Source organism: Agrobacterium salinitolerans, from assembly GCF_002008225.1.
GTDB classification, from domain to species: Bacteria; Pseudomonadota; Alphaproteobacteria; order Rhizobiales; family Rhizobiaceae; genus Agrobacterium; species Agrobacterium salinitolerans.
The window spans coordinates 34,968-51,037 of sequence record NZ_MRDH01000039.1; the positions used below are offsets into that span (position 1 = coordinate 34,968).

The 16,070-nt window shown below is 58.5% G+C and carries 15 protein-coding genes; 5 read left to right on the forward strand and 10 right to left on the reverse strand.

All coding sequences use genetic code 11. The features are described 5' to 3' along the window. Window positions 1–170: 170 nt before the first annotated feature. Window positions 171–1,685: a M48 family metalloprotease gene (locus BS627_RS22915; RefSeq protein WP_193559318.1), complete on the forward strand. Its 1,515-nt coding sequence runs from the start codon at window positions 171–173 to the stop codon at window positions 1,683–1,685. Window positions 1,686–1,737: 52 nt separating this feature from the next. Here the strand turns inward: BS627_RS22915 and leuC are convergent, their stop codons facing one another. Next, the gene (gene leuC / locus BS627_RS22920) at window positions 1,738–3,147 is read right to left on the reverse strand and encodes a 3-isopropylmalate dehydratase large subunit (protein WP_077985457.1); all 1,410 of its coding nucleotides are present in this window, start codon (window positions 3,145–3,147) and stop codon (window positions 1,738–1,740) included. 184 nt (window positions 3,148–3,331) lie between these two features. Between leuC and BS627_RS24675 the strand changes: the two genes are divergently transcribed. Both BS627_RS24675 and BS627_RS22930 read left to right on the forward strand, forming a co-directional pair. Then, window positions 3,332–3,517, forward strand: a complete 186-nt coding sequence (locus BS627_RS24675; protein WP_165691368.1) for a hypothetical protein — start codon at window positions 3,332–3,334, stop codon at window positions 3,515–3,517. Window positions 3,518–3,571: 54 nt separating this feature from the next. Then, window positions 3,572–4,849 carry an MFS transporter gene (locus tag BS627_RS22930; protein ID WP_077985458.1) on the forward strand — a complete coding sequence of 426 codons (1,278 nt, stop codon included), beginning with the start codon at window positions 3,572–3,574 and terminating at the stop codon, window positions 4,847–4,849. A 121-nt stretch (window positions 4,850–4,970) separates the two neighbouring features. Here BS627_RS22930 and BS627_RS22935 read toward each other — a convergent pair whose 3' ends face one another. From BS627_RS22935 to rplS, 4 genes are all read right to left on the reverse strand, one after another. Further along, complete coding sequence (locus BS627_RS22935) at window positions 4,971–5,912, reverse strand: calcium-binding protein (protein ID WP_077985459.1); 942 nt, start codon at window positions 5,910–5,912, stop codon at window positions 4,971–4,973. A gap of 181 nt (window positions 5,913–6,093) precedes the next feature. Then, window positions 6,094–7,407, reverse strand: a complete 1,314-nt coding sequence (locus BS627_RS22940) for an HlyD family type I secretion periplasmic adaptor subunit (protein WP_077985460.1) — start codon at window positions 7,405–7,407, stop codon at window positions 6,094–6,096. Next, entirely contained in the window at window positions 7,400–9,133 is a 1,734-nt protein-coding gene (locus BS627_RS22945; RefSeq protein ID WP_077985461.1) for a type I secretion system permease/ATPase, read from the reverse strand. The genes BS627_RS22940 and BS627_RS22945 overlap by 8 nt, the downstream gene beginning before the upstream one ends. Window positions 9,134–9,432: 299 nt before the next feature. Continuing rightward, entirely contained in the window at window positions 9,433–9,972 is a 540-nt protein-coding gene (gene rplS, locus BS627_RS22950) for a 50S ribosomal protein L19 (RefSeq protein WP_003520506.1), read from the reverse strand. Window positions 9,973–10,237: 265 nt separating this feature from the next. Here rplS and BS627_RS22955 point away from each other — a divergent pair, with 265 nt between their 5' ends. Beyond that, window positions 10,238–10,984 carry a sulfite exporter TauE/SafE family protein gene (locus BS627_RS22955; protein ID WP_077985462.1) on the forward strand — a complete coding sequence of 249 codons (747 nt, stop codon included), beginning with the start codon at window positions 10,238–10,240 and terminating at the stop codon, window positions 10,982–10,984. On the opposite strand, the gene trmD is transcribed toward BS627_RS22955, so the two are convergent. From trmD to ffh, 5 genes are all read right to left on the reverse strand, one after another. After that, on the reverse strand, window positions 10,966–11,664 hold the full coding sequence (gene trmD / locus BS627_RS22960) for a tRNA (guanosine(37)-N1)-methyltransferase TrmD (protein WP_077985463.1): 699 nt from the start codon (window positions 11,662–11,664) through the stop codon (window positions 10,966–10,968). The genes BS627_RS22955 and trmD overlap by 19 nt on opposite strands. A gap of 3 nt (window positions 11,665–11,667) precedes the next feature. Next, window positions 11,668–12,234 carry a ribosome maturation factor RimM gene (gene rimM / locus BS627_RS22965; protein ID WP_077985464.1) on the reverse strand — a complete coding sequence of 189 codons (567 nt, stop codon included), beginning with the start codon at window positions 12,232–12,234 and terminating at the stop codon, window positions 11,668–11,670. 120 nt (window positions 12,235–12,354) lie between these two features. Then, window positions 12,355–12,732: a 30S ribosomal protein S16 gene (gene rpsP / locus BS627_RS22970; RefSeq protein ID WP_003520510.1), complete on the reverse strand. Its 378-nt coding sequence runs from the start codon at window positions 12,730–12,732 to the stop codon at window positions 12,355–12,357. A 33-nt stretch (window positions 12,733–12,765) separates the two neighbouring features. Continuing rightward, window positions 12,766–13,083, reverse strand: a complete 318-nt coding sequence (locus BS627_RS22975; protein WP_077985465.1) for a chorismate mutase — start codon at window positions 13,081–13,083, stop codon at window positions 12,766–12,768. 9 nt (window positions 13,084–13,092) lie between these two features. After that, window positions 13,093–14,664, reverse strand: a complete 1,572-nt coding sequence (gene ffh / locus BS627_RS22980) for a signal recognition particle protein (RefSeq protein WP_077985466.1) — start codon at window positions 14,662–14,664, stop codon at window positions 13,093–13,095. 326 nt (window positions 14,665–14,990) lie between these two features. Here ffh and BS627_RS22990 point away from each other — a divergent pair, with 326 nt between their 5' ends. After that, complete coding sequence (locus tag BS627_RS22990; RefSeq protein WP_077985467.1) at window positions 14,991–16,061, forward strand: MBL fold metallo-hydrolase; 1,071 nt, start codon at window positions 14,991–14,993, stop codon at window positions 16,059–16,061. Window positions 16,062–16,070: the final 9 nt, after the last annotated feature.

The following is a 16,070-nucleotide window of genomic DNA, read 5'->3' on the forward strand; positions in this document are numbered from 1 at the left end:
TTGCCCGAGAAAAGATGGGAATTATTGCGTTCTTCAGGAATAATCCGGACTTGATGGATCGTTTTTACCGTTTCGGCATTCATCGCCCGTTGGGGCGAATCTGTTATTCTGGTCTGCAATTAACGGATGATCAGGAACGTTAGGGGCAGGCATAGAGAATGAGAAATAGCATGACCGCAGAGGGGAGGCTCTTCTCCCGTTCAGGCCTTCGCCGTTCGGGCAGGATGGTTGTCGCCTGTTCCGTGCTGACGGCGTCTGCCGTGTTCCTGTCGTCGTGTCAGTCTCTCTTCAGCCCGGCATACCAGTCCACCTTGCGGCCGTCGGATAATCCGCAAACGGTCGAACAAGTGCAGAAGAATGATCCGCGCGCCCAGATGGGTGCACGCGAACATCCGCGCATCGTGGCAAGTTATGGCGGCGAATATCGTGACGCCAAGACGGAGCGGCTTGTCGCCCGCATCGCCGGTGCTCTGACGGCTGTTTCGGAAAACCCGCAACAGTCCTACCGCATCACTATCCTTAACTCGCCGGCCATCAACGCCTTTGCGCTGCCGGGCGGATATCTTTACGTGACGCGCGGACTGCTAGCGCTTGCCAACGATGCTTCGGAAGTGGCCGCCGTGCTTTCGCATGAAATGGGCCATGTCACCGCCAATCACGGCATCGAACGCCAGCGCCGCGAAGAGGCGGAGGTGATTGCCAGCCGCGTGGTTGCCGAAGTGCTGTCGAGCGATCTTGCTGGCAAGCAGGCGCTTGCGCGCGGCAAGCTGCGGCTCGCGGCCTTTTCGCGCCAGCAGGAATTGCAGGCGGATGTGATCGGCGTGCGCATGCTGGGCGAGGCCGGTTACGACCCCTTTGCCTCGCCGCGTTTTCTGGATTCCATGGCGGCCTATGCGCGCTTCTCCTCGGCCGACCCTGAAAACGACCAGAGCCTCGACTTTCTTTCCAGCCACCCCAACACGCCGCAGCGCATCGAGCTTGCGCGGCGTCATGCACGCGCCTTCGGCCAGGACGGCCAGGTCGGGGATCGTGGTCGCGACTGGTTTCTGGATGGCATAGACGGCCTGCTTTATGGCGACAGCCCGCAGGAGGGTTATGTCCGCGGCCAGACATTCCTGCACGGAACGCTTGGCATTCGTTTCGATGTGCCGGAAGGTTTCGTCATCGACAACAAGGTCGAGGCCGTTCTGGCGACGGGACCGGGCGATATGGCGATCCGTTTCGACGGCGTCGCCGATCCGAAACAGACGAGCCTTGCCAATTATCTGACCAGCGGCTGGGTTGCCGGCCTGTTGCCGGAAACCGTCAAGGAAACGAAGATCAACGGTCTGGAGGCTGCGACAGCCCGGGCAAGTGCGGATAAATGGGACTTTGACGTGACCGTCATTCGTGTCGGCCAGCAGATATTCCGTTTCCTGACGGCCGTGCCGAAGGGCAATACCCAGCTCGATTCTATCGCCAACATATTGCGCACCAGCTTCCGCAAGATGACGCCGCAGGAAATTGCCTCGCTGAAGCCGCTGAGGGTGCGGGTGGTGACTGTGAAGCCCGGTGAAACCGTGGCGACGATGGCGGCGCGGATGATGGGAACCGACCGGAAGCTCGACATGTTCCGCATGATCAATGCCATGAGCGCCACGGCGACGCTGCAGCCCGGCCAGCGTGTGAAGATTATTTCCGAATAAACAAAAACCCCGGATCGCTCCGGGGTTTGCTGTTCAAGCAATCATGCGGCAATCATTGCCACTCACGCACGTCGACGAAATGACCGGCGATTGCGGCCGCTGCCGCCATAGCTGGCGAGACGAGGTGAGTGCGGCTCTTATAGCCCTGACGGCCCTCGAAATTGCGGTTCGAGGTGGAGGCGCAGCGTTCGCCGGGTTTCAGGCGGTCATCATTCATTGCAAGGCACATGGAGCAGCCCGGTTCGCGCCATTCGAAACCGGCTTCGAGGAAAATCTTGTCCAGACCTTCCTGTTCCGCCTGTTCCTTCACGAGACCGGAGCCCGGCACGATCATGGCCGAAACGGTGGGAGCGACTTTACGGCCGTCAACGATCTTCGCCGCCGCGCGCAAATCCTCGATGCGGCCATTGGTGCAGGAGCCGATGAAGACGCGGTCGATGGCGATATCGGTGATGCGCGTGCCGGGCTTCAGGCCCATATACTCAAGCGCACGCCACTTGGAGGCGCGCTTGTTTTCTTCCTCGATGTCATCGGGATTGGGAACAATGCCTTCAACGGAGGTCACATCTTCCGGAGACGAACCCCAGGAGACGATGGGCGGCAGGTTGGCCGCATCCAGCACCACGACCTTGTCGTAATGGGCGCCTTCGTCGGATTTCAGCGTTTTCCAATAGGCGATGGCCTGTTCCAGCGTTTCACCCTTCGGCGAGCGCGGCTTGTCCTTGATGTAATCGAAGGTGGTTTCATCCGGTGCGATAAGACCCGCACGCGCGCCGCCCTCAATGGTCATGTTACAGACCGTCATGCGGCCTTCCATGGAGAGCGAGCGGATCGCCTCGCCGGCAAATTCGATCACGTGGCCGGTGCCACCCGCCGTGCCGATCTCCCCGATAATGGCGAGGATGATGTCCTTGGCGGTAACGCCATCAGGAACTTTACCGTCGACACGCACCAGCATGTTCTTGGCTTTCTTCTGGATCAGCGTCTGCGTCGCCAGAACATGCTCCACTTCCGAGGTGCCGATGCCATGCGCCAGTGCGCCAAAGGCGCCGTGGGTCGAGGTGTGGCTGTCGCCGCAGACGATCGTCATGCCGGGCAGGGTGAAACCTTGTTCGGGGCCGACGATATGGACAATGCCCTGGCGCTTGTCGCGCTCGGAATAATATTCGACGCCGAAATCCTTGGCGTTCTGCGCAAGCGCTTCCACCTGAATGCGGCTTTCCTCGTTCTTGATGCCTTCCAGCCTGTCGGCCGTGGTCGGAACGTTGTGATCCACAACGGCCAGCGTGCGGGCAGGCGAATGCACGGGGCGACCGGCCATGCGCAGGCCTTCGAAGGCCTGCGGGCTCGTCACCTCATGGACGAGGTGACGGTCGATGTAGAGAAGACAGGTTCCGTCTGGGTCGCGATTGACGACGTGGTCGTCCCAGATCTTGTCATATAAGGTGCGGGGTGCGCTCATGGCTCTATGCCTTGTCATGGAAAAGTGTAACCAGGGTTCAGAATGGCGTGGACAGCGGTGCTGTCAGGCGAGCCTAAGTCGGCTGGTGAGCGCCCCGGAAACACGCGCAAAGAACCGTGCCGGCAGACGCTTGTGGTCCTGCAGCACATAAACATTCTGCGCGAGACATCCGAATTTAGATCCCATGGCAGCCTTCATAGCAGATCGCCGGTTTAACGGCAACATGAATGCGCAGAGCACGGAACGCCACGGCTTGGCATTTTCCATGTGCGCTGCATCATTGCTGAATGGCCTCAACAGTCTTTTCTTGCAACGGATCTTCAATGGTTATGATGCAATGCAACTTGCCTATTTTGCGGCGCACATATAGATGGGTTCCCTTATCATTTGCGTTTCGACGAGAAATCGAAGGGAGGGAAAGCATATGGTATCCGAAAAAGCCCTTATCTCGAAGATCACCTGGCGGCTGATGCCGTTTCTTGGCCTTCTCTATCTCATTGCCTATATCGACCGCCAGAATGTCAGCTTCGCAAAGCTGCAGATGGTCGATGCGCTGAGCCTTAGCGAATATGCTTACGGCCTTGGCGCTTCGCTGTTCTTCATCGGTTACTTCATCTTCGAAGTGCCGAGCAACCTGTTCCTCAACCGTTTCGGCGCCAGCAAATGGTTTGCCCGCATTCTGGTTTCCTGGGGCGCCGTCACCATCGCGCTTGCCTACACGCAGAACGCCACGATGTTCTACATCCTGCGCTTCCTGCTCGGACTCTGCGAGGCGGGCTTCTTCCCGGGTGTATTGTTCCTGATGACGCTCTGGTTCCCGCGCGATTATCGCGGCCGTATGATCGGCCTGTTCATGATTTTCAGCGCGCTTGCCAATGCCATCGGCGCGCCGCTCGGCGGCATGCTGCTCGATCTGGATGGTTTCCTCGGCTATGCCGGATGGGAATGGGTGTTTCTCGCGACCGGTATTCCGGCGGTGATCGCGGGTATCGTCACCTTCTTTTATCTGGACGATACACCCGAAAAGGCGAAGTTCCTGAGCCGGGATGAGAAGGACTGGTTGAAGAACCGGCTGGCCCAAGAGAACAAGGGCATGGAGGAGCATGCAGAGGATGGCTTCAAGGCGCTGGTCAATCCGCGCGTTCTGTTCATGGCGCTCTGCTATGTCGGATTCCCGCTGGCCGCTTATGGTCTCAGCTACTGGCTTCCAACCATCGTGAAGAGCTTCGGCGTTTCCAACACCGCCAATGGCTTCATCAACATCATCCCTTGGGTGATCGTTGCCGTTGCCCTGTTCGTCGTGCCTTTGGCAGCCGACAAGGCAAAGAACAAGACGCCCTATATCGTCGCCCCCGCCTTCATTGGCGCCTTTTGCCTGTTGATGTCGGCCTTGCTCAGTGACCCGGTGCTGCAGTTCGCCTTCCTCTGCATCGCCGCTGCCGGCATCTTTGCCGGCCAGCCGGTGTTCTGGAGCCTGCCCGGCCGCTTCCTCAAGGGAGCAGGTGCGGCCGCCGGCATCGCCGCGATCAATTCCGTCGGCAATCTGGGTGGCTTCGTGGCGCAGAACGTGGTGCCCTGGATCAAGGATGAGACCGGCAGCACCATTGCGCCGATGTTCTTCCTTGCCTTTTGCCTGGCGCTAGCAGGCGTGCTGGTCATCATCGCAACGCGCAGAATGGGCAATCAGGTCAAAGCGGCCTGATTTTGGAATATTGCGACATCTGAAGCGGTTGCCGATCGCCGCATATGCAAAAAATCGTGGCCCGGATGTCTCCGGGCCACGATCATTTTAAGCGGCAAATAATGAATTCTCTTCGAGAGAATTACGCGGTGAACCAGTCGCTACCGGTCAGGTGGACACCGGCGACAACGATCTTTTCGCCCTTGTGCTCGCCAGTGACGTTGTAGGTGAGGATGGTGTCATTATCGATCGTCGACACCGCCCAGTTGTCGAGTACCGTACCGACCAGCTTGAGCTTGTCCATGGCCGTGTTGAAGCCTTCGATAGTGTCGGTCGCAAAGCTCTTGGCCATGTCGCCGAGATTGAAGACGAAGGTATCGGCGCCACCGCTTGCCTTTATGTGGTCGATGCCCTTACCGCCGGTTACCAGCGAGGAGGCGAGGTTTACGCCACTCAGGTCGATAGAGTCGTTGCCTGCGCCGGCGTCGATCTTGACGGAGGTGAAGCTGCCGTCGGTGACGCCAGCGCCACCGTTCACGACATTGGTACCGGCAGCAACGCCGCCATCGAATGCCGTGCCCGCCTTGACCACGATGGTGTCGTTGCCCGCGCCCGTGTCGATGTTGAAGGCGTTTACCCAAGCCTTGTCGTTCGAAATGACAGAGACGGTGACAGTGTCATTGCCTTCGCCGGTCGAGATGTTGCCACGCTTGGCATTGAGAACTTCAACGTTGGACGAACCGGTGCCGCCGAGATGAACATCGACCTGAACGAAATCCTTGAAGATAAGGTTTTCAGAAGTGTCGGACTGGGCGAGAGCGTTTTTTACCGAATTCCATGCCGAAGACACGTCAAATTTGAAGCTGTTAGAGCTGGGATCATAGCCGACATCGACCGTGCCGCCCGCGCCGGTGCCGGGAACGGATACCGCGCCGACATTGACCACGCCGGAGTCGAGCGAAGAACCGTTTTTGACCTGTGCTGTGGATTCGGTTAGGAGCTTATAAGCTTCCTGATCGACCAGATTGGTGAGCGAAGAGACCGAAGCAGCGCCACCATTACCAAAAGTTACTTTTAACGCCATTTTACACTCCCATAAATTTTTGAGAAATCGATGAATTGAAATTAAATTTGTAATAAATATTGCGGGTAATATTTAATACGTAAAAAATGATAATACAATATAAGAAATTGTTTTTTTGAATAAAGTGCGTCTTTAGCGTGTTGCGAAAATTCCTTTCGAAAAATTATGCAATGGAAACTGTTTATTCCTGTACGAAGGTCTTTTTGAGCCTGTCCTGGAACGGTTTTACAAAATAAGAAAGAACACTCCTTTCGCTGGTTTGTATGAATACTTCGGCCGGCATGCCGGGATATAGTTTCCCGCCGGGCAGATGACTCATTCCGGCCTTGTCGGGTTTGATACGCAGCGCGTAATAAGATGTGCCGGTCCGGGAATCCATCTGCAGGTCGGGGGCGACGACAGCAACTTGCGCGCTGAAATCCGGCGTCGTGCTTTGATTGAACGCCGTGAAACGAATGGTAACCGGCTGTCCGACGTAAATCTGATCGATGTCCCGTGGGGTTATATTGGCCTCGATGGCAAGCTCATCCTGCTCAGGCACCACCAGCATCAGCACTTCGCCCGGTTGAATGACACCGTTTATATTATGCACTGAAAGCTGGTAGACGCGGCCGGCAATCGGTGAGCGGATGTCAAGGCGATCCAGCTGATCGCGCGTTGCCGCCAGCCTCTCTTCATATTCCGCGACGGTCGCTTCGATCGATGTCAGATCTTTCGTGACTTCCGATTTCCGGTCTTCATCGAGCTGAAGCAATTGCAGGTCCAATTCGCTCAGCTTGCCCACCGTCTGTGCCCGGGCGGCGATGTATTGGCCCTGCTGGCCTTCGAGATTGGAAAGCTGGCGCTTGAGGAGATTGAGGCGCTGAAGCGTGACAAGCCCTTTTTTGAAGAGCTCGTCCGTCTTGGAAACATCTTCTTTGACGATGGTAAGCTCATTGTCCGTTGCCTGCACCTGCACCTCGAGGCCGCGAGCCTCGTCGGCGAGCTGATCCTTGCGAGTTGCCAGCTGCTTCTTCATGCCGATCAAGGCGTTGCGACGGCTGTTGAAGAGGTTCTGTTCGCTGTCGATAAAGGTTTTGGCCGCCTTGGAACTCGTCAGGGCCGCCAGATCTTCCTGCACGGTGAAAGACGTCGCCTCGGCAATTTCCGCACGCAGACGAGCCCGTCGCGCGTAGAGTTGCGCAAGCGTATTTTCAACGATCGAGAGGTTCGCCTGCACGACGGTCGCGCTCAGCCGCAACAGGATCTGACCGGCTTCAACCCTGTCACCTTCGGCGACATTTATCTCGCTGACGATGCCACCGGAAAGATGCTGGATCTTTTTGGAATTGCCTTCAACGACGACCCGGCCAGTGGCGACCACCGCACCGGCAAGCTTTGCAAAAGCAGCCCACCCGCCCAATCCGACCAACAGGCCGAGCGCCAGAACGACCACCGCGGTCGAGTGTTTGAGAATGGAGGCATTTGTCCTGCCGGTTTTTTCCGTCTCAACCATTTTCGCTCACCCGGTTTTCAATCTTGCGCGTCTCTTCCTCCTCAGGCACCTGGCGGATATTCTGCCGCAGTATTTGCGCGAGCACCTCCTCCTTCGTGCCAAAACGCAGCATCCGACCGTTGCTCATCACCATCACCAGATTGACGCTTTCAATGGCGCTGGGGCGATGGGCAATCACGACGACGATGCCGCCGCGCGCCCTGATGTCGCCAATGGCGTTGCGCAGGGCCGCTTCGCCTTCGCTGTCCAGATTGGAGTTCGGCTCATCGAGAAGAACGAAAAAAGGCTCGCCAAACAGGGCGCGGGCAAGGCCGATGCGCTGTTTTTGTCCGCCCGATAAAGCCTCGCCACGGTCGCCAATATAGGTATCGTAACCGTTGGGCAGGTTCAGGATCAGCTCATGCACCTGTGCGGCCTTGGCCGCGGCGACAACTGCTTCCGCTGTCGCATCGCGGTCGAAGCGCGCAATATTCTGCGCCACAGTCCCGGGCATCAGCTCCACCTGCTGGGGCATGTAGCCGACGGATTTGCCGAGAAACTCGAAATCCCACTGGTTGAGCGCGGCCCCATCGAAGCGGACGGAACCGCGTTCATAGGGCCAGATGCCGGTCATCAAGCGTGCCAACGTGGATTTGCCGGAGGCGCTTGGGCCGATGATGCCGAGACCATCGCCCGCGTTCAGCGTGAAGGAAATATCGGCAACCGTATCGCGCGCGCCGTTTGGCGGTCCACCGGTTACACGGTCAACCGCTACGGTATATTGCGGGCGGGGCAGGGAGAGCGGCGGCGAGGGTTCGGGCACCAGTTCCAGGAACTCGTTGACGCGTTTCCAGCCCTGTCTTGCGGTCATGAAGCTGCGCCAGTTCGCAATCGCATGTTCGACAGGGCCGAGCGCCTTTGCGGAGAGGATCGACCCTGCGATGATACTGCCCGCCGATGCATTGCCGTCGATGACAAGAACGGCGCCGATCGCCATGACGCCGGATTGCAGCAGCAGCCGGAATGTTCGCGACATGGCGCCGAGCATGCCGGCCGTATCGGATGTCGACAGGGTGACGGCGCGATATCTGGAATGTAGCTCGTCCCACATGGATGTCACCGCCCCCATCATGCCCATGGTCTTGATGGATTCAATGTTGCGCTGGCTGCTGCCGACGAGGACGTTTCTTTGGCCTCGTGCAGTATAAGCCTGTTTTGTCGCCCTTTCGGTCAACCAATTAGTCAGAAGCGTCAGTACGATAAGAACCAAGGCGCCGCCGAGCACAGCAAACCCGATCCATGGATGCAGGGCGAAACAGATCAGCAGATAGATGGGCAGCCAGGGAATATCGAAAAAAGCCGCCGGACCTGGCCCGGAGAGAAACTGGCGGATCTGATCGAGATCGCCGACGATCTGCAGCCCATCAATCTTCCCCGAGGCAAGGAGCGGGGCAGTGATTGACGCCCTGAAAAGCTTCTGATTGAGCGCGTCGTCCATATTGTCCGAGATGCGCGCCAATATGCGTCCTCGCAGCGCGTCGAACCCCATCAGAAACGCGTAGAGAACGATCAGGAGAACGACCAGCGCCACAAGGGATGGAATGCTCTTGCTTGGCAAAATGCGGTCGTAAACTTCCAGCATGAAAAGCGAGCCGGAAAGATTAAGAACATTCATCAACGCGCTGGCGAGACCAACGGCGAAAAAAGCGGACTTATTTTTTGTTAAAAAAGAATTAAATAAAAACATAATAACACCTGAAACGGCTAGAAAATTGCACAATAAATGCAATTAGGCAATGCTGTTCGAAGATTGGCTAAAACAGTTTTGCGGGAAATCAGGTCAGCATTTGTTGCCGGTCGAAATCTGCCGGATCTTTCGGCGAAGCAAATGACTGAAAGAACGTCGGTATTCTCTCTGGCCAGCCAATGCTTGCCAAACGCGGCTTTCAAGCGGCATTTTCCTCGCATGGCTTGTTGCGCTACATCAGCGCAACAAAAAAGGCGGCCCGAAGGCCGCCTTTTGATCAATCCATCGAAATGGAAATCTTATTCCGCTGCGGTTTCAGCAGCCTTTGCTGCTTCTTCCGCTGCCTTGGCTTCTGCGGCTTCGGCTGCTGCCTTTTCTGCGGCGAGAGCCTGAGCTGCTGCTACCTTTTCGGCTTCCAGACGCGCCTTCTCGTCGGCAAGCGCCTGACGCTCGGACTCGTTCAGCTTGCGGGCGCGCGTACCGGTGTTTTCAACGATACGGGCAGCTTTACCGCGACGGTCGCGCAGGTAGTAGAGCTTCGCGCGGCGAACCTTACCGCGGCGAACGACTTCAACGCCTTCGACCAGCGGGGAGTAGATCGGGAATACGCGCTCGACGCCTTCGCCGTAGGAAATCTTGCGAACGGTGAAGCTTTCGGAAAGACCGCCGCCGGAACGGGCGATGCAAACGCCTTCGTAAGCCTGTACGCGGGTACGGTTACCTTCGGTAACGCGCACGTTGACGCGCAGGGTGTCGCCCGGAGAAAACTCGGGCAGGGTGCGCTTTGCTTCGATCTTGGCGGCCTGTTCGGCTTCCAGCTGCTGAATAATATTGGTCATGTTAACCTCTGATTTCTTCTGAAACAGCCAGAGCGCTCAACGGTTCGTCTGTCGGTCAATGCCTTCAGACCATGCCTTGCGGCAGGAGCGGGTTCGCCATTCTTTGCTTTCGGTTGGGATATTTCCCATTTCCACGCGGGCACATACACGAGGCAGCGCCGTTTGTCATCCCTTTCATGACAATATTTTATCAATTACGCGCCGCGTTCCGGCAGTTGCGAAGCAGCGCGCTGGCGGATATGGCATGGGAACCTTGGGAGGGGCTATGTCCGTATTCGTTATTCTCATGCTGTTCGCCACCGGCTTTCTGTCGGGTGTCGTTAATGCCATTGCCGGTGGCGGCACTTTTTTGACCTTCGGCGCGATGACGCTGGCCGGCCTGCCGCCGATCGTCGCCAACGCCACGTCAGCCATCGTGCAGTTTCCGGGCTACGTCACCTCTGTCATCGCCTATGGGCCTGAAATTCGCGCCCATTGGCGCGAGGCAATCCTTCTGTCTGCCGTTTCAGTCGTTGGCGGGCTGGCCGGATCGCTTCTGCTTTTGTCGCTCGACAATCCTTCCTTCCGCCAGCTTGTGCCATGGCTACTTCTCGCTGCAACCGCCGTTTTCGCTGCCGGCCCGTGGCTGAGGCCAAAAGCGAGCGTCGAACGTTCGCCCGGCAATCTGCCGAGCCTCATTTTCCAGGGACTCGCTTCCGTCTATGGCGGTTTTTTTGGCGCTGGCATGGGCATCATGATGCTGGCCATTCTCGGAATAACCTCGGGAGGCAGCTATCATCATCTGAATGCGCTGAAAAACCTCTTGTCAGTCGTGATCGCCGTTATCGCAATCGCGATCTTCGTCAGCGGCGGCGTCGTTTCCTGGTGGGCGGCGCTCATCATGTTCCCCGCGGCCGCACTTGGCGGCTATGCGGGCGTGCATACGGCACGGCGGGTGCCGCAATGGATCATCCGCTGGCTGGTGATCGCCGTCGGGCTGGTGCTGACGGCCTATTATTTCGTTTCGGCCTGAGCCTTTACCAGAAGGTCCGGACGTCTTTCCTGCGTCAGCTTCAGCGCCTGTTCATGACGCCACCTGTCGATGACGGCGTGGTTGCCGGAAGTGAGAATGGCGGGGATGTCACGGCCTTCCCAGACCTGCGGGCGGGTATAATGCGGATGTTCCAGCAGTCCGCCCTCGAAGCTCTCATGAACACCGGAAAGATCGTTGCCCATAACGCCGGGCAGGATACGGACGACGGCGTCAAGAAGCGTCAACGCCGCCGGCTCACCGCCGGAGAGGATGTAATCGCCGATCGACACTTCCTCCAGCCCGCGCGCCTCTATCACCCGCTGGTCGACACCCTCGAAACGACCGCAGACGATAATCGCGCCCTCTCCGGCCGCCAGTTCACGCACACGGTTTTGCGACAGAGGCTTGCCGCGCGGGCTCATCAGTAGCCGCGGGCGTGTATCGCCATTGGAAACATGGTCGATGGCCGCCGCCAGAACGTCGGGTTTCAGCACCATGCCGGCGCCGCCGCCTGCCGGCGTGTCATCAACGCTTCTGTGTTTGTCGGTGGCAAATTCGCGGATCTGCACGGCGTCCAGTGACCATTGCCCCCGCTCCAGCGCCTTGCCGGCCAGCGAATATTGGAGATGCCCCGGAAACATTTCCGGGTAAAGCGTCAGAACGGTCGCCTTGAAGGTCATGGTTTATTTCTTGCCGAAAGGCGATACGCCGGTTTCGTCCTTGTCATCGGTATTGTCGATCAGTCCGGCGGCCATCGGATCGATGAGAATGCGACCGGCTTCGAGGTCGATTTCCAGCACGGCTGCTTCCGAAAAGGGAATGAGGGCAGGGCGTCGGCCTGCACCTTTCAGCTCCAGCAGGTCACCTGCGCCGAAATCATAGACGGCGCTGACGGCGCCATAACTTCTGCCCTCCGCATCGACGGCTTCCAGCCCTTCGAGATCGGCATAATAAAACTCGTCATCGTCAAGCTCGTCGTCAGGCAGATTGTCGCGGTCGATGAAGAGTTCCAGACCGTTCAAGCTCTCCGCCGCATTGCGGTCGTTGATGCCTCTGAAGCGGACGACGACGACATTCTTGCCCTCGCGCAATTCCAGAATCTCGAAGACGCGACCATCGGCGGTAACCAGATTGCCATAATCGCCCAGCGCCATGGGGTCGTCCGTATAGGTACTGACACGGACTTCGCCGCGCAGGCCCTGTGCGCCGCCGATTTTTGCCATGAGTATCGGGTTTTCCAGCTTTGCCATCGGGCCGTCCGTCTTCTGGTGTTGGTTGCGTCAGCTTTAAGGTTTGTTGACGCCAAAATAAACAAAAAACGGGCGGCATGGAAAACCACACCACCCGTTCTTCAAAAGTTTCCGTGCAGATTATTCTGCAGCAGAGGCTTCCGCAGCAGCAGCGGCTGCATCTTCAGCCTTCTGCTTCTTTTCAGCGATACGCTCGAGAGCGCGCTTGCCCGGCTTTGCCTTTTCCGGGTTGCTGCGAGCGGCGCGCTCGGCAAGGCCGGCTTCAGCGAGGAAGCGCAGAACGCGGTCGGTCGGTTGTGCGCCCTTGGCGATCCATTCCTTGATGAGGTCAGCCTTCAGCTCAACGCGCTGCGGGTTGTCCTTGCCGAGCATCGGGTTCCAGGAACCGACCTTCTCGAGGAAACGGCCGTCGCGGGGCGAACGGGCGTCAGCAACGACGATCTGGTAGTACGGGCGCTTCTTGGAGCCACCGCGTGCGAGACGAATTTTAAGTGCCATGTTATATACTCCTTAGGATGGCTTGTCCGCCGTTCAGGCGGTCTTGTCGAGGCCGCCATGTTCGGCGGCGATTGCTTCATGATGCCGGATGACTTCCTTGATGATGAAGTTCAGGAACTTCTCGGCGAAATCCGGATCCAGATTGGCGTCCTTCGCAAGACGGCGAAGGCGTTCGATCTGGTATTCCTCGCGCGCCGGATCAGCCGGCGGCAAACTGTATTTTGCCTTCAATACGCCCACCGCCTTGGTGCAGCGAAACCGTTCGGCAAGAATGTGAACCAGCGCGGCATCGATATTGTCGATCGACTGGCGGTATTCGGAAAGCTGGGCTTTCACCTCTACATCGTTCACCGGTGTGCCTCACTTCTTCTTCGGAAAACCGGGAAGCCCCGGCATGCCGCCGAGACCTGGAAGCTTTGCGCCGCCAAGACCTGGCAATCCCCCAGGTAGCCCGCCAAGACCGGGCATCGCGCCCGGCTTGCCGAGACCGGCGGCTTCCGCCTGCTTCTGGAGTGCTTCAAGCTGCTTCGGATCGATGTTGGACAAATCAGGCATGCCGCCGCCCATCATGCCACCGAGGCCCATCTTGCCGGCAAGGCCGCCCATCATCTGCTTCATGATGCCGCCTTTGCCCTTGCCGCCCATGGCCTTCATCATGTCGGCCATGCCGCGATGCATTTTCAGGAGCTTGTTGATTTCGGCGGCATCGGTGCCGGAACCGGCGGCGATGCGCTTCTTGCGGCTGTGTTTCAGAATATCCGGATTGGCGCGCTCGGCCTTGGTCATGGACGAGATGATGGCGATCTGGCGGTCGAACATCTTGTCGTTCATGCCGGCCGAAGCCATCTTGTCCTTCATGCCGGCCATGCCGGGCATAAGACCCATGATGCCGCCCATGCCGCCCATCTTCTTCATCTGGGCAAGCTGGTCGGCGAGATCGTTGAGGTCGAATTTGCCCTTGGCCATCTTCTCGGCCATGGCGCGGGCTTTTTCCGCATCGATGTTTTCGGCGGCCTTCTCAACCAGCGAGACGATGTCGCCCATGCCGAGAATACGGTCGGCGATACGGCGCGGATGGAACTCATCGAGTTCGTTCATGCGCTCGCCGATACCGATGAGCTTGATCGGCTTGCCGGTGACGGCGCGCATGGAGAGGGCCGCACCACCGCGTCCGTCACCATCCATACGGGTAAGAACGAGGCCGGTTATGCCGACGCGCTCATCGAAGTTGCGCGCCAGATTGACGGCGTCCTGACCGGTCAGCGAATCCGCCACCAGCAGGATTTCATGCGGGTTGGACTTCTTCTTGATGTCGGCCATTTCCAGCATCAAGGGTTCGTCGATATGGGTGCGGCCGGCGGTGTCGAGAATGACAACGTCGTGGCCGCCAAGCTTTGCGGCCTGCACGGCGCGCGCGGCAATATCCGTCGGCGACTGGCCGGCGATGATAGGTAGCGTGTCGACACCGGTCTGGACGCCGAGCTGGCGCAGCTGTTCCTGTGCGGCCGGACGACGCGTGTCGAGAGATGCCATCAGCACCTTCTTCTTGTCGCGGTCGGTCAGGCGCTTGGCGATCTTGCCGGTGGTCGTGGTTTTACCCGAACCCTGCAGACCCACCATCATGATGACAACGGGGGCGGGGGCGTGAAGGTCGATGGAAACGCCTTCGGTGCCCAGCATCTCGACCAGCTCGTCATGCACGATCTTGACGACCATCTGGCCGGGCTTGATGGATTTCAGGACGGCTGCGCCGACAGCCTTTTCACGCACCCTGTCGGTGAAGGAACGCACGACTTCCAGCGCCACGTCCGCTTCCAGAAGCGCACGGCGAACCTCGCGCAGGGCGGCGGCAACATCGGCTTCCGTCAGCGCGCCACGGCCGGTCAGTCCATTCAGAATGGAACCAAGGCGGTCCTGGAGGTCTTCAAACATCGTTTCTTCCTTCTTCGTTCCGGGGTCTCCGAAACGTCGGTGCTTTCGCTGGCAAAAACAAGACGCAAAGCCAAAAAGCACCCGAGGGCGCATCGCGCTGTCGGGTGTTGACCTCCGGGATCTCTTTATACCTTTTCGGGTCCCGGTCGGCGGCTTGGAGTCGTGAAACTGCCAGCTGATGGGCGGGATAAACAGGAAAGTGCGGGAAAAGTCAAGGCGGCGGCGGGATTCAGCCGCGAAAGCGCTGATTTCATCTTTTCGTGATCTTCAGCAGGCCATGATGGGTCCTCCTTGAAGGCTGCTTCTTCGCCACCTATACATTTCTCATGAACCGTCGAAAATTTTTCCGTTTTTCCGCTGTTGGTCTGCTCGCTCTGGCAGGCGGCGGCCTTTATGCCCGCCGTTCGAGCGCCAGCGCCTATTACAGCGGCCCTATCTCCGATCATTTCGACGGGATACGCTTTTTCAATCCTGGCGGCACGCCGCCCGGCAACTTCATGGGCCTTTTGAAGTGGCGCTTCAATGGCGAGCGCTCCACATGGCCGGAAAGCTACCCCAGCCCCTTTCCCTTCGCGAAGCCGGAAGCGCGGATCGAAGGCAAAGACATGCGCGTCACTTTTGTCGGCCATGCCTCGTTTCTCATCCAGACGGCGGGTTTGAATATTCTCATCGATCCGGTGTGGTCGCAGCGCACGAGCCCATTCAGCTTTGCCGGTCCCAAGCGGGTCAACCCGCCCGGCATCCGTTTCGAGGATCTGCCGCCCATCGATCTGGTGCTGGTGACGCATAATCACTACGACCATCTGGATATGGAAACGCTGAAGCGCCTGCATGTGGCGCACAAGCCGCTTTTCATCACGCCGCTTGGCAATGACGCCATCATCCGCACCGGTGTCGAGGCGGCCCGTATAGAGGTGGGGGACTGGGGCGATGTGATCGATGCCAGTGCGGTGAAAATTCACTTTGAGCCCTGCCACCACTGGTCGGCGCGCGGCCTGAATGACCGGCGGATGGCGCTCTGGGCGGCTTTCGTCATCGAAACGCCTGGCGGCAAGATTTACCATATCGGCGATACCGGCTTCCATGAGGGACTCAACTATCACGCCGCGCGAAAGAAGCATGGCGAGTTCCGCCTCGCCAACCTGCCCTTCGGCGCTTACGAGCCGCGCTGGTTCATGAAGGGCCAGCACCAGAACCCGGCGGAAGCTGTGGAAGGCATGAAGCTTTGCGGTGCGGCGCATGTCTGCGGCCACCATTGGGGTACGGTACAACTCACCGATGAGGCGGTGGATGCGCCGCTTGTGGCCCTCAAGGCAGCGCTGACGGAGCAGGGAGTGGAGGAAAGCCGTTTCCGGCCGATGCGCCCGGGTGAGGTTTTCGACGTGCCTTCCGACTGACGGGCGCCC